This window comes from Pseudomonas fluorescens (genome assembly GCF_902497745.1).
In the GTDB taxonomy this organism is placed as follows: Bacteria; Pseudomonadota; Gammaproteobacteria; order Pseudomonadales; family Pseudomonadaceae; genus Aquipseudomonas; species Aquipseudomonas fluorescens_BM.
This window is the reverse complement of record NZ_CABVHJ010000006.1, coordinates 46292-65261: the sequence shown is the minus strand read 5'-3', so window position 1 is coordinate 65261 and position 18970 is coordinate 46292. Positions and strand designations below refer to the sequence as shown.

General features: G+C 58.6%; 11 protein-coding genes and 1 pseudogene. 11 read left to right on the top strand and 1 reads right to left on the bottom strand.

Annotated features, from left to right (window positions below; translation table 11 throughout):
• The first annotated feature begins 2 nt into the window (after window positions 1-2).
• The 11 genes and pseudogenes from nuoE to F8N44_RS10895 form a co-directional block, all read left to right on the top strand.
• Entirely contained in the window at window positions 3-500 is a 498-nt protein-coding gene (gene nuoE, locus F8N44_RS10945) for an NADH-quinone oxidoreductase subunit NuoE (protein WP_007920186.1), read from the top strand.
• Window positions 497-1852, top strand: coding sequence for an NADH-quinone oxidoreductase subunit NuoF (gene nuoF, locus F8N44_RS10940; protein WP_007920184.1), 1356 nt, complete (start codon window positions 497-499; stop codon window positions 1850-1852). The genes nuoE and nuoF overlap by 4 nt, the downstream gene beginning before the upstream one ends.
• 136 nt (window positions 1853-1988) lie before the next feature.
• On the top strand, window positions 1989-4703 hold the full coding sequence (gene nuoG / locus F8N44_RS10935; RefSeq protein WP_150650305.1) for an NADH-quinone oxidoreductase subunit NuoG: 2715 nt from the start codon (window positions 1989-1991) through the stop codon (window positions 4701-4703).
• A complete protein-coding gene (nuoH, locus tag F8N44_RS10930; protein ID WP_007920179.1) occupies window positions 4700-5707 on the top strand; it encodes an NADH-quinone oxidoreductase subunit NuoH in 1008 nt (335 codons plus the stop codon). Before nuoG ends, nuoH begins: the two co-directional genes overlap by 4 nt.
• Window positions 5708-5718: 11 nt before the next feature.
• Window positions 5719-6267, top strand: a complete 549-nt coding sequence (gene nuoI, locus F8N44_RS10925; protein ID WP_007920177.1) for an NADH-quinone oxidoreductase subunit NuoI — start codon at window positions 5719-5721, stop codon at window positions 6265-6267.
• 9 nt (window positions 6268-6276) lie between these two features.
• Complete coding sequence (nuoJ, locus tag F8N44_RS10920; RefSeq protein ID WP_007920176.1) at window positions 6277-6777, top strand: NADH-quinone oxidoreductase subunit J; 501 nt, start codon at window positions 6277-6279, stop codon at window positions 6775-6777.
• A 3-nt stretch (window positions 6778-6780) separates the two neighbouring features.
• Complete coding sequence (nuoK, locus tag F8N44_RS10915; protein ID WP_003223790.1) at window positions 6781-7089, top strand: NADH-quinone oxidoreductase subunit NuoK; 309 nt, start codon at window positions 6781-6783, stop codon at window positions 7087-7089.
• Window positions 7086-8939, top strand: a complete 1854-nt coding sequence (nuoL, locus tag F8N44_RS10910; protein WP_123450781.1) for an NADH-quinone oxidoreductase subunit L — start codon at window positions 7086-7088, stop codon at window positions 8937-8939. The genes nuoK and nuoL overlap by 4 nt, the downstream gene beginning before the upstream one ends.
• A 39-nt stretch (window positions 8940-8978) precedes the next feature.
• On the top strand, window positions 8979-10511 hold the full coding sequence (gene nuoM / locus F8N44_RS10905) for an NADH-quinone oxidoreductase subunit M (RefSeq protein ID WP_150650304.1): 1533 nt from the start codon (window positions 8979-8981) through the stop codon (window positions 10509-10511).
• Window positions 10512-10518: 7 nt separating this feature from the next.
• Window positions 10519-11982, top strand: coding sequence for an NADH-quinone oxidoreductase subunit NuoN (nuoN, locus tag F8N44_RS10900; protein WP_150650303.1), 1464 nt, complete (start codon window positions 10519-10521; stop codon window positions 11980-11982).
• 388 nt (window positions 11983-12370) lie between these two features.
• Window positions 12371-12583 (top strand): annotated as a pseudogene (locus tag F8N44_RS10895) (helix-turn-helix domain-containing protein); the annotation flags it as partial.
• Between the two features lie 86 nt (window positions 12584-12669).
• Here the strand turns inward: F8N44_RS10895 and F8N44_RS10890 are convergent.
• On the bottom strand, window positions 12670-18696 hold the full coding sequence (locus F8N44_RS10890) for a hypothetical protein (protein WP_150650302.1): 6027 nt from the start codon (window positions 18694-18696) through the stop codon (window positions 12670-12672).
• Between the last annotated feature and the right edge of the window lie 274 nt (window positions 18697-18970).

The following is an 18970-nucleotide window of genomic DNA, read 5'->3' as shown; positions in this document are numbered from 1 at the left end:
GCATGAACAGCACGCTTATCCAGACAGACCGTTTCACCCTCAGTGAAACCGAGCGCTCGGCCATCGAGCACGAGCTGCATCACTACGAAGACCCGCGCGCGGCGTCGATCGAAGCCCTGAAGATCGTTCAGAAAGAACGCGGCTGGGTGCCGGATGGCGCCCTGTACGCGATCGGCGAGATCCTCGGCATCCCGGCCAGCGACGTTGAAGGTGTGGCGACGTTCTATAGCCAGATTTTCCGTCAGCCGGTTGGCCGTCACATCATTCGCGTCTGCGACAGCATGGTCTGCTACATCGGCGGCCACGAGTCGGTGGTCAGCGAAATCCAGAACAATCTGGGCATCGGCCTGGGTCAGACCACCACCGACGGTCGTTTCACCCTGCTGCCTGTCTGCTGCCTCGGCAACTGCGACAAGGCACCGGCGCTGATGATCGACGACGACACTTTTGGTGATGTGCAGCCTGCTGGCGTCGCCAAACTGCTCGAGGGCTACGTATGACCCTGACATCTTTCGGTCCTGCCAACCGCATTCAGCGTTCGGCCGAGACTCACCCGCTGACCTGGCGTCTGCGTGACGACGGCGAAGCCGTTTGGCTCGACGAGTACCAGGCCAAAAACGGTTACGCCGCTGCGCGCAAAGCCTTCGCCGACATGGATCAGGACGCCATCGTCCAGACCGTGAAAGACGCAGGCTTGAAAGGTCGCGGCGGTGCAGGCTTCCCCACTGGCGTGAAGTGGGGCCTGATGCCCAAAGACGAATCCATCAACATCCGCTACCTGCTGTGCAACGCGGATGAAATGGAGCCGAACACCTGGAAAGACCGCATGCTGATGGAGCAACTGCCCCATCTGCTGATCGAAGGCATGCTGATCAGTGCTCGCGCGCTGAAAACCTACCGTGGCTACATCTTCCTGCGTGGCGAATACACCACGGCAGCCAAGCACTTGAACCGTGCCGTGGAAGAAGCCAAGGCTGCGGGCCTGCTGGGCAAGAACATTCTCGGCAGCGGCTTCGATTTCGAGTTGTTCGTCCACACCGGCGCCGGGCGTTACATCTGCGGTGAAGAAACTGCACTGATCAACTCCCTCGAAGGCCGCCGCGCCAACCCGCGCTCCAAGCCGCCCTTCCCTGCCGCTGTTGGCGTGTGGGGCAAGCCGACCTGCGTGAACAACGTGGAAACCCTGTGCAACGTGCCGGCGATCATTGCCGACGGCGTTGACTGGTACAAATCGTTGGCCCGCGAAGGCAGCGAAGACATGGGCACCAAGCTCATGGGCTTCTCCGGCAAAGTCAAAAACCCGGGCCTGTGGGAACTGCCTTTCGGCGTTACCGGTCGCGAGTTGTTCGAAGACTACGCCGGCGGCATGCGCGACGGCTTCAAGCTCAAGGCCTGGCAGCCAGGCGGCGCCGGTACCGGTTTCCTTCTGCCAGAACACCTCGACGCACAAATGTACGCCGGCGGCATCGCCAAAGTGGGCACCCGTATGGGTACCGGCCTGGCCATGGCGGTGGACGACAGCGTCAACATGGTCTCCTTGCTGCGCAACATGGAGCAGTTCTTCGCTCGCGAGTCGTGCGGTTTCTGCACCCCGTGCCGCGATGGTTTGCCATGGAGCGTCAAGCTCTTGATGGCCATCGAACAAGGTCGCGGTCAGCCAGGCGACATCGAGACCCTGCTGGGTCTGGTCAACTTCCTCGGCCCGGGCAAGACCTTCTGTGCTCACGCACCGGGTGCAGTGGAACCGTTGGGCAGTGCCATCAAATACTTCCGTCCAGAGTTCGAAGCCGGTATCGCGCCAGTCAGCGCCGCCGTCCCGCCTCTGGCAAGGCCGATCGTAATCGGCGCGTAAACGCTTAAAAAGGCGAAGGGTCCGTGCCCTTCGCCTTTCGTCCGATGACGCCTTTCGGGGCTGACTGGATTCGGACGGATAACAAGATTCCATTAGCCACGCCCGCTGACACCGGGCCAACGAAGACCTTTGAACCATGGCCACTATCCACGTAGACGGCAAAGCGCTCGAAGTCGACGGGGCAGACAACCTGTTACAGGCATGTCTGTCGCTGGGCCTCGACATCCCTTATTTCTGCTGGCACCCCGCGCTTGGTAGCGTCGGGGCTTGCCGCCAGTGCGCGGTCAAGCAGTACACCGACGAGAACGACACCCGTGGTCGCATCGTCATGTCCTGCATGACCCCGGCCACCGACAACACCTGGATCTCCATCGAAGATGAAGAGTCCAAGGCGTTCCGCGCCAGTGTTGTTGAATGGCTGATGACCAACCACCCGCACGACTGCCCTGTGTGCGAAGAAGGCGGTCATTGCCACCTGCAAGACATGACAGTGATGACCGGCCACAACGAGCGCCGTTATCGCTTCACCAAACGCACCCACCAGAACCAGCAACTGGGGCCGTTCATTTCCCACGAAATGAACCGCTGCATCGCTTGCTACCGCTGCGTGCGTTTCTACAAGGATTACGCCGGCGGCACCGACCTCGGTGTGTTCGGCGCCCACGACAACGTGTACTTCGGTCGCGTTGAAGACGGCACCCTCGAAAGCGAGTTCTCCGGCAACCTCACCGAGGTCTGCCCGACCGGTGTGTTCACCGACAAGACTCACTCCGAGCGCTACAACCGCAAGTGGGACATGCAGTTCGCGCCGAGCATCTGCCATGGCTGCTCGAGCGGTTGCAACATCTCCCCGGGCGAGCGTTACGGCGAACTGCGTCGCATCGAAAACCGTTTCAACGGTTCGGTGAACCAGTACTTCCTCTGCGACCGTGGCCGTTTCGGTTATGGCTACGTCAACCGCACCGACCGTCCACGTCAGCCGCTGCTGGCCGACGGCACCAAGCTCGGTCTGGATGCTGCACTGGATAAAGCTGCTGACTTGCTGCGCGGTCGCAACATCGTCGGTATCGGTTCGCCGCGCGCCAGCCTCGAAAGCAACTACGCGTTGCGCGAACTGGTCGGCGCCGAGCACTTCTACTCGGGTATCGAAGCCTCCGAACTGGAGCGCATCCGTCTGGTCCTGCAAGTGCTGAAAGACAGCCCGCTGCCAGTGCCGAACATGCGCGACATCGAAGACCACGATGCGATCTTCGTGCTTGGCGAAGACCTGACCCAGACCGCCGCCCGTGTGGCGCTGTCGCTGCGTCAATCGGTCAAAGGCAAGGCCGAAGATATGGCCGAAGCCATGCGTGTTCAGCCTTGGCTCGACGCTGCGGTGAAGAACATCGGTCAGCACGCGCTGAACCCGCTGTTCATCGCCAGCCTCGCTGAAACCAAGCTCGACGACATCGCTGAAGAATGCGTACACGCCGCGCCTGACGACTTGGCGCGCATCGGTTTCGCCGTGGCTCACGCTCTGGACGCCAGCGCCCCGGCCGTTGAAGGTCTGGACGCCGAAGCACTGGAACTGGCCAAGCGCATTGCCGACGCCCTGCTCGCGGCAAAACGTCCGCTGATCATCGCCGGTACTTCGCTGGGCTCCAAAGCCTTGATCGAAGCCGCGGCGAACATCGCCAAGGCGCTGAAGCTGCGCGAGAAAAACGGTTCGATCAGCCTGATCGTGCCGGAAGCCAACAGCCTTGGCCTGGCCATGCTCGGTGGCGAATCGGTCGACGCTGCGCTGCAAGCCGTCATCGACGGTAAGGCTGACGCGATCGTTGTGCTGGAAAACGATCTGTACACCCGCACCGCCAAAGAAAAAGTCGATGCCGCACTGAACGCTGCGCAAGTGGTGATCGTTGCTGACCATCAGAAGACGGCTACCAGCGACCGCGCGCACCTGGTCCTGCCAGCGGCAAGCTTCGCTGAAGGCGACGGTACGCTGGTCAGCCAGGAAGGTCGCGCCCAGCGCTTCTTCCAGGTTTTCGACCCGCAATACATGGACGCGAGCATTCTGGTTCACGAAGGCTGGCGCTGGCTGCACGCCCTGCGCGCGACCCTGCTGAACCAGCCGATCGACTGGACGCAACTCGACCACGTCACCGCTGCCGTTGCTTCGAGCACCGAGCAACTGGCGCGTATCGTCGACGCTGCACCATCGGCGGCATTCCGCATCAAGGGTCTGAAACTGGCACGTGAGCCGCTGCGTTATTCCGGTCGCACCGCGATGCGCGCCGACATCAGCGTTCACGAACCACGCACCCCGCAAGACAAAGACACCGCGTTTGCCTTCTCCATGGAAGGTTACTCGGGCTCTACCGAACCGCGTCAGCAAGTGCCATTCGCATGGTCGCCGGGCTGGAACTCGCCACAAGCGTGGAACAAGTTCCAGGACGAAGTCGGTGGTCACATCCGAGCCGGTGACCCGGGCACCCGCCTGATCGAAAGCACCGGTGATTCACTGAACTGGTTCGCTGCAGCACCGCGCGCATTCAACCCGGCGCCGGGCACCTGGCAAGCCGTGCCGTTCTTCCACCTGTTCGGCAGCGAAGAAAACTCTTCGAAAGCCGCACCGGTTCAAGAGCGCATTCCGGCTCCATACGTGGCTCTGGCCAAGTCCGAAGCGGATCGTCTGGGCGTCAACGACGGTGCCCTGCTGAGCCTGAACGTGGCCGGTCAGACCCTGCGTCTGCCGCTGCGCATCAATGAAGAACTGGGCGCCGGTCTGGTGGCATTGCCTGCGGGCATCGCCGGCATTCCACCGGCATTCGCCGGCGTATCCGTCGACGGTCTGCAGGAGGCAGCGCAATGACCTGGTTCACCCCTGAAGTGATCGATGTGATCCTCTCGGTCGTCAAAGCCATCGTGATTCTGCTGGCCGTTGTGGTTGCAGGCGCGTTGCTCAGCTTTGTCGAACGTCGCCTGCTGGGCTGGTGGCAGGACCGTTACGGTCCGAACCGCGTTGGCCCGTTCGGTATGTTCCAGATCGCCGCCGACATGCTGAAGATGTTCTTCAAGGAAGACTGGACCCCGCCGTTTGCCGACAAAGTGATCTTCACTTTGGCACCGGTGGTGGCCATGTCGGCCTTGCTGATCGCCTTTGCGATTATCCCGATCACCCCGACCTGGGGCGTCGCGGATCTGAACATCGGCCTGCTGTTCTTCTTCGCCATGGCCGGTCTGTCGGTCTACGCGGTGTTGTTCGCCGGTTGGTCGAGTAACAACAAGTTCGCCCTGCTCGGCAGCTTGCGTGCGTCGGCGCAGACCGTGTCCTACGAAGTGTTCATGGGCCTGGCCCTGATGGGCATCGTGGTCCAGGTCGGCTCGTTCAACATGCGCGACATCGTCGAGTACCAGGCGCAGAACCTGTGGTTCATCATTCCGCAGTTCTTCGGCTTCTGTACCTTCTTCATCGCTGGCGTCGCCGTGACTCACCGTCACCCGTTCGACCAGCCGGAAGCGGAACAGGAACTGGCCGACGGTTACCACATTGAATACGCCGGTATGAAATGGGGCATGTTCTTCGTCGGTGAATACATCGGCATCATCCTGATCTCGGCGCTGCTGGTCACCCTGTTCTTCGGTGGCTGGCACGGTCCGTTCGGCATCTTGCCGCAACTGGCGTTCGTCTGGTTCGCATTGAAGACCGCGTTCTTCATCATGCTGTTCATCCTGCTGCGCGCCTCTATCCCGCGTCCGCGTTATGACCAGGTGATGGATTTCAGCTGGAAATTCTGCCTGCCACTGACCCTGATCAATTTGCTGGTGACCGCTGCGGTCGTGTTGTGGAACACGCCTGCAGTCGCGGTTCAGTGAGGATTTGACCCATGTTCAAATATATTGGCGACATCGTTAAGGGTACTGGTACCCAGTTGCGCAGCCTGGTCATGGTCTTCGGCCATGGTTTTCGCAAGCGCGACACCCTGCAATACCCGGAAGAAGCGGTCTACCTGCCACCACGCTACCGTGGTCGCATCGTCCTGACCCGCGATCCCGATGGCGAAGAGCGTTGCGTAGCCTGCAACCTGTGCGCCGTGGCTTGCCCGGTGGGTTGCATCTCGCTGCAGAAAGCTGAAACCGAAGACGGTCGCTGGTACCCGGACTTCTTCCGTATCAACTTCTCGCGCTGCATTTTCTGCGGTCTCTGCGAGGAAGCCTGTCCGACCACCGCAATCCAGTTGACTCCGGATTTCGAGATGGCCGAGTTCAAACGTCAGGACCTGGTGTACGAGAAAGAAGATCTGTTGATCTCCGGCCCCGGCAAAAACCCTGATTACAACTTCTATCGTGTTGCAGGTATGGCAATCGCTGGCAAGCCGAAAGGCTCCGCGCAGAACGAAGCCGAACCGATCAACGTGAAGAGCTTGCTGCCTTAAGGAAGAACGATGGAATTCGCTTTCTATTTCGCATCGGGTATCGCTGTTGTGTCCACGCTTCGCGTAGTCACCAACACCAACCCTGTGCACGCCCTGCTCTACCTGATCATCTCGTTGATCGCCGTGGCCATGACCTTCTTCGCACTCGGCGCACCGTTCGCCGGCGTGCTGGAAGTGATCGCTTACGCTGGCGCCATCATGGTGCTGTTCGTGTTCGTGGTGATGATGCTCAACCTCGGCCCGGCCTCGGTTCAGCAAGAACGCGTCTGGCTCAAGCCCGGCATCTGGGCCGGCCCGGTGATTCTCGCCGCGCTGCTGCTGGCCGAACTGCTGTATGTGCTGTTCGCTCACCAGAGCGGCCAGGCCATCGGCCACACCACCGTAGACGCGAAAGCCGTGGGCATCAGCCTGTTTGGCCCGTACCTGCTGGTGGTCGAACTCGCCTCGATGCTGCTGCTTGCTGCAGCCGTCACGGCGTTCCATTTGGGCCGTAACGAGGCGAAGGAGTAAGACATGCCTGCTATCCCTCTCGAACATGGTCTGGCGGTTGCCGGCATCCTGTTCTGCCTTGGTCTGGTCGGCCTGATGGTCCGCCGCAACATTTTGTTCGTGTTGATGAGTCTGGAAGTAATGATGAACGCCTCTGCACTGGCGTTCATTGTTGCAGGCGCCCGTTGGGGCCAGCCGGATGGACAGATCATGTTCATCCTGGTGATCAGCCTTGCAGCCGCCGAGGCCAGTATTGGTCTGGCGATCCTGCTGCAACTGTATCGCCGCTTCCACACGCTCGATATCGACGCTGCCAGTGAGATGCGCGGATGAACCTGATCTTTCTGACTTTCGTATTCCCTCTGATCGGTTTCCTGCTGCTGTCGTTCTCCCGTGGACGCTGGTCGGAAAACCTCTCGGCGCTGATCGGCGTGGGTTCCATTGGCTTGTCGGCGATTGTCGCCGCCTACGTCATCTGGCAATTCAACGTCGCACCACCCGAAGGCGGTCACTACACCCTGGTGCTGTGGAAGTGGATGGCGGTCGAAGGCTTCAAGCCTGACTTCGCCCTCTACGTCGACGGCCTGTCGATCACCATGCTTGGCGTGGTCGTTGGCGTCGGCTTCCTGATCCACCTGTTCGCCTCTTGGTACATGCGCGGTGAAGCGGGTTACTCGCGCTTCTTCTCGTACACCAACTTGTTTATCGCCAGCATGCTGTTCCTGGTACTCGGCGATAACCTGTTGTTCCTGTACTTCGGCTGGGAAGGCGTGGGCCTGTGCTCGTACCTGTTGATCGGTTTCTACTACAGCAACCGCAACAACGGTAACGCCGCACTCAAGGCCTTCATCGTGACCCGGATCGGCGACGTGTTCATGGCCATCGGCCTGTTCATCCTGTTCCAGCAAGTGGGCACGTTGAACATCCAGGAACTGCTGGTGCTGGCACCGCAGAAATTCCAGGTCGGCGACTTCTGGATCACCCTGGCGACCCTGATGCTGCTGGGTGGTGCGGTCGGTAAATCGGCACAACTGCCGCTGCAAACCTGGCTCGCGGACGCGATGGCTGGCCCGACCCCGGTTTCGGCACTGATCCACGCCGCAACCATGGTGACCGCTGGTGTTTACCTGATCGCCCGTACCCACGGTCTGTTCACCCTGGCGCCGGAAATTCTCCACCTGGTCGGCATCGTCGGCGGTGTGACGCTGGTTCTGGCAGGTTTCGCCGCACTGGTTCAAACCGACATCAAACGTATCCTCGCCTACTCGACCATGAGCCAGATCGGCTACATGTTCCTGGCGCTGGGCGTTGGCGCCTGGGATGGCGCGATTTTCCACCTGATGACCCACGCCTTCTTCAAGGCCCTGTTGTTCCTTGCTTCCGGTGCGGTGATCGTTGCCTGCCACCACGAGCAGAACATCTTCAAGATGGGCGGTCTGTGGAAAAAACTGCCACTGGCCTACGCCAGCTTCATCGTCGGTGGTGCTGCCCTCGCCGCTCTGCCACTGGTCACCGCCGGCTTCTACTCCAAGGACGAAATCCTTTGGGAAGCGTTCGCCAGCGGCAACCACGGTCTGCTCTACGCAGGTCTGGTCGGCGCGTTCATGACTTCGCTGTACACCTTCCGCCTGATCTTCATCACGTTCCACGGTGAAGCCAAGACTGAAGCCCACGCCGGTCACGGCATCGCTCACTGGCTGCCACTGTCGGTGCTGATCGTGCTGTCGACGTTCGTCGGCGCGATGATCGTGCCACCGCTGCACGGTGTGCTGCCAGAAAGCGTTGGCCATGCCGGTGGCGAAGCCAAGCACAGTCTGGAAATCGCTTCGGGCGCCATCGCCCTGGCCGGTATCCTGCTGGCAGCGCTGCTGTTCCTCGGCAAGCGTCGCTTCGTCACGGCGATCGCCAACAGCGGCATCGGCCGTTTCCTTTCGGCCTGGTGGTTCGCTGCCTGGGGCTTCGACTGGATCTACGACAAACTGTTCGTCAAGCCTTACCTGGCGATCAGCCACGTACTGCGCAAAGACCCGCTCGACCAGACCATCGGTCTGATCCCGCGTATGGCCAAGGGTGGTCACACTGCCCTGAGCCGCACCGAGACCGGTCAACTGCGTTGGTACGCTGCTTCGATGGCTGCTGGTGCCGTGCTGGTAATCGGCGCCATCGTGCTGGTAGCGGTCTGATATGAACCTTGCGAATTTGCGAAAGGAAACGAGCCCGTCATGATTCTGCCTTGGCTAATCCTGATCCCCTTCATCGGCGGCCTGCTGTGCTGGATGGGTGAGCGCTTCGGCGCTACCCTGCCCCGCTGGATTGCGCTGATCACCATGTCCCTGTTGCTCGCGATCGGCCTCTGGCTGTGGGCTACCGGCAACTATTCATTTGCTCCGGCGCCTGGCGCCGATCCGACCTGGGCGCTTGAGTTCAAGCATGTCTGGATCCAGCGCTTCGGCATCAACGTGCACCTGGCCCTCGACGGCCTGTCGCTGTTGATGATCCTGCTGACCGGTCTGCTGGGTATCCTCTCGGTACTCTGCTCGTGGAAAGAGATTCAACGTCACGTTGGCTTCTTCCACCTGAACCTGATGTGGATCCTGGGCGGCGTTGTCGGCGTATTCCTCGCCCTCGACCTGTTCATGTTCTTCTTCTTCTGGGAAATGATGCTGGTGCCGATGTACTTCCTCATCGCGCTCTGGGGTCACAGTTCTTCGGACGGCAAGAAAACCCGGATCTACGCAGCGACCAAGTTCTTCATCTTCACTCAGGCGTCCGGCCTGATCATGCTGGTGGCGATCCTCGGTCTGGTGCTGGTCAACTTCAACAACACTGGCGTGATTACTTTCAACTACGCCGACCTGTTGAAAACCAAGATGTCGATGACCACCGAGTACATCCTGATGCTCGGCTTCTTCATCGCCTTCGCGGTCAAGCTGCCAGTGGTGCCATTCCACTCGTGGTTGCCTGATGCCCACGCCCAGGCGCCGACCGCTGGTTCCGTCGACCTCGCCGGTATCTTGCTGAAAACCGCTGCTTACGGTCTGCTGCGTTTCGCCCTGCCGCTGTTCCCGAATGCTTCGGCCGAGTTCGCGCCGATCGCCATGACCCTCGGTCTGATCGGGATCTTCTACGGTGCGTTCCTCGCTTTCGCACAAACCGACATCAAGCGTCTGATTGCCTTCTCTTCCGTTTCCCACATGGGCTTCGTGTTGATCGGCATCTACTCCGGCAGCCAGCTGGCCCTGCAAGGTGCCGTGATCCAGATGCTGGCGCACGGTGTGTCGGCGGCGGCACTGTTTATCCTCAGCGGTCAGTTGTACGAGCGTCTGCACACTCGTGACATGCGTGAGATGGGCGGCGTGTGGTCGCGTATCGCCTACCTGCCGGCGATCAGCCTGTTCTTTGCAGCCGCCTCGTTGGGTCTGCCGGGTACCGGTAACTTCGTCGGCGAGTTCCTGATCCTGATCGGCTCTTTCGCCAGCTGGCCTTGGATCACTGCGATTGCCACTTCCGGTCTGGTGTTCGGTTCGGTCTACTCGCTGATCATGATCCACCGTGCCTACTTCGGTCCGGCGAAATCGGATTCGATCCTGCACGGTATGGACGCTCGCGAACTGATCATGGTGCTGGGCCTTGCGGTGCTGCTGATTTACCTCGGCGTCTACCCGCAACCGTTCCTCGACACCTCTGCCGCCACGATGCATGGCGTGCAGCAGTGGCTCGGCACCGCCTTCACTCAACTCGCTTCGGCCCGGTAAGAGCGCTATGGAATTCACGATTCAACACTTTATTGCGCTTGCGCCACTGTTGATCACCAGCCTCACCATTATCGTGGTGATGCTGGCAATCGCCTGGCGCCGCAACCACTCGCAGACCTTTCTGATCTCGGTCGCCGGTCTGAACCTGGCCTTGCTGTCGATCCTGCCAGCCCTGAAAGTTGCGCCTCTGGCCGTGACCCCATTGCTGCAAATCGACACCTTCGCTTGCCTGTACATGGCGCTGATCCTGGTCGCCACCCTCGCCTGCGTCACCCTCGCCCACGCCTACTTGGGTGATGGCGGGTCGGGTTACCCGGGCAACCGTGAAGAACTCTACTTGCTGATCCTGATGGCCGCTGCTGGTGGTCTGGTTCTGGTCAGCGCGCAGCACCTGGCCGGTTTGTTCATCGGTCTGGAACTGCTCTCGGTACCGGTTTACGGTCTGGTGGCTTACGCCTTCTTCAACAAGCGTTCGCTGGAAGCCGGCATCAAGTACATGGTGCTGTCGGCCGCCGGTTCCGCGTTCCTGTTGTTCGGTATGGCGCTGCTCTATGCCGACTCGGGTTCGCTGAGCTTCGTTGGTATCGGTCAGGCTCTGGCTGCGACTGGCCTGCCTAGCTCGCTGGCGCAACTGGGCCTGGGCATGATGCTGATCGGTCTGGCGTTCAAGCTGTCGCTGGTACCGTTCCACCTGTGGACGCCAGACGTCTACGAAGGTGCTCCGGCACCGGTGGCGGCGTTCCTCGCCACTGCGTCGAAGGTCGCGGTGTTTGCGGTGATGGTGCGTCTGTTCCAAATCTCCCCTGCTGCGAGCAGTGGCGTGCTGAGCGACGTGCTGACCGTCATCGCCATCGCCTCGATCCTGTTCGGTAACCTGCTGGCCCTGACCCAGAGCAACCTCAAGCGTCTGCTCGGTTACTCGTCCATCGCGCACTTCGGCTACCTGCTGATCGCACTGGTGGCGAGCAAGGGTCTGGCGGTGGAAGCCATCGGCGTGTACCTGGTCACCTACGTGATCACCAGCCTCGGCGCCTTCGGCGTGATCACCCTGATGTCCTCGCCGTACAACGGCCGTGACGCGGATGCACTGTACGAGTACCGCGGCCTGTTCTGGCGTCGTCCGTACCTGACCGCCGTGCTGACCGTAATGATGCTGTCGCTGGCCGGTATCCCGCTGACCGCTGGCTTCATCGGCAAGTTCTACATCATCGCTACCGGTGTTGAATCGCATCAGTGGTGGTTGGTGGGTTCGCTGGTACTGGGCAGCGCCATCGGCGTCTTCTACTACCTGCGCGTGATGGTCACCCTGTACCTGATCGAGCCAAACCTGCGTCGCCACGACGCCCAGCTGCACTGGGAACAGAAGGCAGGCGGCGTGATGCTGCTGGCCATCGCCCTGGTTGCGTTCTTCCTGGGTGTGTACCCGCAGCCATTGCTGACCCTGATTCAGCAGGCGGGTCTGGCGGGCTGATAGCTTGGCTGGCTACAAATGAAAACGGCACCTTCGGGTGCCGTTTTTGTTTTTGTCGGATTCAACCTCTCGAGCGCTTGCGCCGACGCCTTCGCGGGCAAGCCTGGCTCCCGCAGGTTTCGATGGTGTTCACAAAGTCTGTAACCACCCCGGATCACTGTGGGAGCGAGCCTGCTCCGGGCGGCGTTCCGACGATGGCGTCGGCACATCCACCCTCTTCAGTGCCTGACACTACGCTATCGCGAGCAGGCTCACTCCTACAGGATGTGTGTCGTTCACAGATTCTGTGCCACCCCGCATCACTGTGGGAGCGAGCCTGCTCGCGAATACGTCGGCACATTCAACCTCTTCATCACCTGACACCCCGCCGCTATCGCTATTCGGCGCTAGACTGATGCCGATCACCACCGAAGAAGTGGTCGCCATCCGTCAACAGCTCAATCTCTCTCGCTCGGTATTTGCGATGTATCTGCGCACCAACACCCGCACGCTCGAAAACTGGGAGCAGGGTCGTGCCACACCCAATGCTCAGGCAACAACGCTGATTCGTCTGGTTGAGCGTTTTCCACAGACGATCGAACAATTGGCGGCTCTGGGCTGATATTCAGGATGTTTCACCTGCAAAAATGAAAACGCCTTTCCTCTGGCGAGAAAAGGCGCTGACTTCATCCGGCGCACCAACGTTTGTCAGACACTGCTTCCGTCATAGCGGTTGCGAATGGTAAATCTTGCCGATTCGCCACTGTAGTAACTGACATATATCCAACCATCGAAAGTAGTCAGGCGTTCCACCGTTGGCTTGCCAGTCACCGCGACAGTCACCGGCACCGCCCCCGCAGGTTGTCCCGTAAAGGTGGAAGCGACGCGAATGCCATACCTCCAGTAAGAAGCCGAACCTCCCATTTCCTGAGGGCCGAATCTTTCAGATATGTTGACCTTGTTATGCCCCAGAGACATCGGCAGCTCCAATGAATTGAAATCCCGGGTCGGCACCTTCAACCACACCGCAAAGTTACCGGCCTGGCTGCTGTCGATGCAGTTCAACGACCAGCTCACACCGTCATCGCCAAGTGTCTGCGGGGTGGTCGGACTCACGGTAACGCCAAGGTCAGCCGCTTGCGCACTCAACTCCAGCACCACGTCGTGGCCAAGCAAGAAACTGTGATCCTGAGGTCGCACGGTTACGGTATGTGTCGCCCCAATACAAGGGAACGCCGGGTCGCCGCCAAACAGCTGTGGGAATGTATCGAGATCAACCTTCACAGCCTCAGCCAAATCCCCCGCTTCCACGTACGCTGGCAATTGCCAGTCGGACATCAGCGGACTGCTCAGGCTCAAACCGAAGATTCCGCTAGTGCCCTCCTCAGCAAAAACAGACCAATGCACTGGTACCCCTGCCTGTATCGTCTGCCCGACTCCCAGGTCTGGAACAAAGCTCAAGCCACGTTCCTTCGCGCCCCAGAGGTTTTGCAAAGTGACGGTGGAGCCGATCAGAACACTGCCGTCATTGACCTTGAGTTCAAGCTTGTAAGGCTGACTTTTTCTCAACAGCATCAGGTCGCTCACAGCCAGATCAACTCGCTGGCCGTCCAGATAAAGCTCCGCGGCCTGTGCCCAGTCATCGTGCAGCACGGCGTTCACTTCGTAGAGTTCGGTCATGACGACGCCGGCGTTTTCCTGGGTAATGTCAGCGAGGATTTCATGCTTGCCCGCCGTTTCAGGGGTATAGCGATAACAAGTCCACCCCTCGACGTCGGTCTGCGTTGTCGCCAGCAGCTCCTGCTCGCCGTTAATGCGCCATTCCACCTCCACGCCATCGGCCACCGCCCCGGTGACACCGGAAATCACCTGCACCCGCAACAGCACGCTCTGCTCAGTGCCCACCACCGGCGTACCCATGGCCGGGTTGGCGTCGCCAATGGCGTATCGGGACTCGCGCACCTTGAAAGAGCGAGCCTCAGTCCAGTCGGAGCAGTCGCCATCAACTGTCTGCCGGGCCTGTATGCTGTGGTCTCCGAGAGACCACGCCTGCTCTGCAGTCCAGCTCCATCGAGTCGAACCGTCGACAGAGGTAAACCACTCCTGGGGATCATGCGCATAATGCAGAACGATCTGCCCTCCCGTTTCACCTGTGCCTCGGAACCTGGGATAGCGTGAGGTCTCGGAATTCGCCAGTGGCGCTTCGATAGCCGGTGTTTGCGGCGGTGCTTTGACCGTGAACAGATGCGGCGTACTCCAATCGGAATCGGGTCCGTTACTGGCTTGTTTAGCCTCAAGGGAGATAGCGCCAGGCACCAACGGTTCTACGACCGTAAATACGAGGCTGCCATCCGCGTTCGCTGTGCCTTCGTGCAACGTCGCTCCCCCTTCAAGGCGCACGGTATGCAATGCGCCCGGCAGACCGACGACCTCGATGGTGGGGAACCTTGAGGTTCTGCCACCCAACTGCGGTTGCTGGAATCGAGGGGCATCGGGCCTGTCCTCTGCCTCCACGGTAAAGGTGCAGGGGTCACTGGGGTCGGAGTCCACGTCGTTTACTGTTTGTATGACGTAGACGATGTTTTCGCCGGGCGTCCAGTCCGCATCGGGTATGAAAGTGCGAGTCGCACCGTCACCGGCAAACTCCCCGTCGACCCGGACATCCGTCTGTGTCAACAGACGTAATGCGACGACACCTGACCATACGTCACTTATTTTCAGTTCACCTCTCACCGCGACCGGGGTATCCGGTTGCTCGATGACGGCTTGCGGCGGTCTGATGTAAAAATCCAGCATATCCGTTGGATCGGATGTCAGACCGCCTGACGTTTGCACCGCTTTGATCTGCTGTTGGCCTGGCTCCCAAGGATGTTTGAAAGACCACTGCGTCTGGACGTAACTCATTTCACCCTCCAGCGCAATACCGCTGGCGTACTGCACCTCCACTGTTGCCCCCGCTTCGCAAGTTCCTTCCACCGCGAGATTGGCTAAATGGCTGGAGTTCGGTAGTGGTTGAGTGAGGTGCGGTTTGGGTGGTTTCGTTTTCACCGTTACGGTGACCGGATCGCTTGGGTCGGAAAACAGGTCATCCACTGCCTGGACAGCCTTGACCTTGGTGGTTCCTGACCAGTCAATAGCGGGTGTGAAGGTACGCGAGTTGCCACTACCATCAAAATAACCCGGCACCGTTTCGCCGTCCTCTGTGAGCATTTGCAGGGTGACGTCACCGGTTACTATGCTGGTAATGGTCAGTTGCTGTTTCGGAGTGACCGGGTTATTTGGCTGTCGGATGAGCGGTTTATAGGGGCGCGTTGCAACAAAAACCAGATCGCTCGGCTCGGAACTCACGCCGCTAATGGTATGCACGACCTTGACCGGGATCCTGCCCGACGGCCAAGGGAACCACGGCGTGAAGGTGGCGATATTACCGTTTGACTTAAATGCACCTTCCACGATATTGCCTGCTTCCGTGAACATTCTCAGAGTGTAATCAGCGCCTGAACCGCCCTTGGTGATGGTCAGGTTCTGGAGCGATGCTGCAGGTATGGGGGGTTGTTCGATTTCCGGTTTTTTGGGGGGTGCGTACACCGTAACCAACGCGCTTAGCTCCGACGCGGAACCGTCAACAGTTTGCACGACCCTGATTTTGAGCGTGCCTGTCCAGTCCTCAGTGGGTGTGAAGGTACGAGACGCGCCGACTCCCGTAAAATCACCTTTAATCACCCCGCCCTTCTCGGTAAACATTTCGAAGGTAACGGCACCGGGCTCCACGCTGGTAATGTTCAGACTCTGTCTCGGCAGGGCCGGTTTCGGTGGCTGGTCGATTTCCGGCTGGGAGGGTTTCACCAAAAAGGTAACCACGCTGCTTGGATCGGATGGCACGTCGTCCACGGTCCGCACGGCCATGACCGCATTCCTGCCCGCTGGCCACGGTGGTGACGGTTTGAACTTGCGAGGGGTTCCAGTGCTGAATTCACCAGTCACCGTGTCGCCTGCTTCGGTCAACATTTGCAATTTGCCGGGGGCGTTGACAGATGAAGCGCCCACAAGGGTCAATTCGTATGTCTTGCTCACGAGGCTCGGGGGAGCAGCAATCGACAGTTTGGAGGGTCGCACCGCAACGGTAACCAGATTGCTTGTATTGGCGACGTTTCCCACGGTCTGCACGACCTTGACCGTGGTCTTTCCCGCCTTCCACGCCGCCGTCGGGGTGAAGTAGCGAACGGGACCGTTGTCTGTGATGGAGCCTGCAACCGGTCCGCCTGCCTGCGTGAACATTCGCAAGTTGTTATTAGCGGATAAAGCGAAACTGATGGCCAGCACCTCTTTCTCTGCTGCCGGGTAAGGTGGCGGAGCCATGAACAATGTCACCACAATCGGCACCAGCTCGCTTGCCTTGGAGGACATACCGTTCACGGTCTGCACGACCTTGACTAGAGTGGACACCGACCAGTCTTGCGCGGGAGTAAAGGTACGGGTCGTCCCGCTGTCCGTAAATTCGCCCGCCACTCTTTCGTCAACTTCGTTGAACATTTCCAGCAAGGTAGCATCGAGTAAAACGGATTTGATGCTCAGTGTCTGCCTGGCTGCAATCGGAACGGGGGGAGGCTCGATGATCGGACTGGGGTGTCGCACCGCAACGGTAACCACCGAGCTTGGATCGGATGGCACTTCGTCCACGGTCCACACGGCCATGACCGCATTCTTGCCCGCTGGCCACGGTGGTGACGGTTTGAACCTGCGAGGGGTTCCAGTGCTGAATTCACCAGTCACCGTGGCGCCTGCTTCGGTCAACATTTGCAACGTGCCAGGGGCATTGACAGATGGAGCATCCACAAGGGTCAGTTCGTATGTCTCGCCCACGAAGCTCGGGGGAGCAGCAATCGACAGTTTGAAGGGTCGCACCGCAACGGTAACCAGATTGCTTGTATTGGCGACGTTTCCCACGGTCTGCACGACCTTGACCGTGGTCTTTCCCGCCTTCCACGCCGCCGTTGGGGTGAAATAGCGGACGGGAACGCTGTCCGTGAAGGAGCCTGCAATCGGTCCGCCTGCCTGCGTGAACATTCGCAAGTCGTTATTAGCAGATGAAGCGAAACTGATGGCCAGCACCTCTTTCTCTGCTGCCGGGTAAGGTGGCGAAGCAATGAACAATGTCACCACAATCGGCACCAGCTCGCTTGCCTTTGAGGACATACCGTTCACGGTCTGCACAACCTTGACTTGAGTGGAAACCGACCAGTCTTGCGCGGGAGTAAAGGTACGGGTCGTCCCGCTGTCCGTAAATTTGCCGGCCACTCTGGCGTCAACTTCGTTGAACATTTCCAGCAAGGTAGCACCGAGTGAAACGGATTTGATGCTCAGTGTCTGCCTGGCTGCAACCGGAACGGGGGGAGGCTCGATAATCGGACTGGAGGGTCGAACCTTGACAAATACAGATCGGCTTGGATCAGATGCCACACCGCCCACAGTTTGCACAGCCTTGATATTCGTGAGGCCTACCGCCCACTCTCCCGCCGGTGTGAAAGTGCGAGTGGAGCCATTGAAGCTGCCAGCAACCGGTTCGTCTGTTTCAGTGAATATCTGCAGAGTGGCACTCTCGGGCCAGACACCCGTGATCTTCAGTTCCTGTTTTACCGAGCTGTCGTCGGGGGGAAATTCGATCTGCGGCGCAGGCGGTTTAACACTGACGACTTTGGTATCTGACCAGGCAGAACTTTTTCCGCTGACCGTTCCGACCTGTTTCGCAGTGATCAAATGTTGACCTGGGGCCCACGCTTCACCGCTCATAGCCGCCCAAGTGCCATCCTGCCGAACAGTCGTGGTTAACTGAATACCCTTGCTTTTGTCTTCAAGCCAGATCTCAAGTTTGGCGTCCTTGAGTCCACCCTCGCCGTGGACACTGGGTCTACGGGCTGAATCAACACTTACGCAGATAATTTTCGGTGCGAATAGAACTGCAAAATTGGTATAGACCGCCCAGCGAGAGGGTACATCCTCATAGAGCTGCAACGCTGTCATTGAAAAGCTCTCGGTCATCGAAAGAGGCTTTGTCAGGGGCGCCGTCCACCTGCCATTGGTATCCACCGTCGCAGTGCCGACCACCAACTCACGTTGATCATACTCATATAGTTTAACCAATGCGCCTGAATAGCCTGTCCCACTTATCTGCGGTAGCGGTGAATGTACAACCTGAGGGTTTGTGATCACGGGAGGCCCGAAGTCAACTTCAAATCTGAAATTTACCGAGATGGATTTCGACTTATCGGAATTGAATTCATGATCATACGTAAACTTGAACTGTACATCGGCCGAACGTTTGTTACCCGTTACGGAACCTCCGCCAGTGATGTTATGCCAGTAACCATCCTGAATCGCATTATCGTTTGTCAACTCTCTTTCCGGCCAATTCCCTGCCGAGCTAAAACTCAAGTAGACATTACCCTTATTCCTGCCATTATCGGTTGCGGCATAACGCTTTGCCTGACAAGTAAACATAGTACCTGATGGATTCCAGGAGTAATCTACTGAAAGTTTTGCCTCCCACGGCATGATTAAATCCGGATAACTCACATGCAATATTACTGTTGAAAACGGGTTGCCATCATTTTCGTCAATGTCCTCGACCGGAATGCGATCGGCAGAACACACTATAAGCTCTCCATTTTCGACAACATGCAATTTCTCTGGTATTCCATCAGCATTATCTTCTGTTTTTATATCGTCAGTGTCCATGACGGTCTCCCTGATTATTGCGTATTAGAATCAGACAAAGGCATAGCAGCCAATAATGTAAGAACATGAAATCAAAAGTTTGGGAACGAACTGGAAGACACGATAGGTTGTCGCACAGGCCACTTACAACTGTCACTTCTGACAGGTATTAATACTTAATTGAAATAACCACACCAAAAAAAACTTAGTTTTTATTATAAAAATTCTTTAAAAAATGTTAAAACACAATTGGTAGCTTCAGAAGCTGAAAAAATCAAACTTACACTCACGCTAA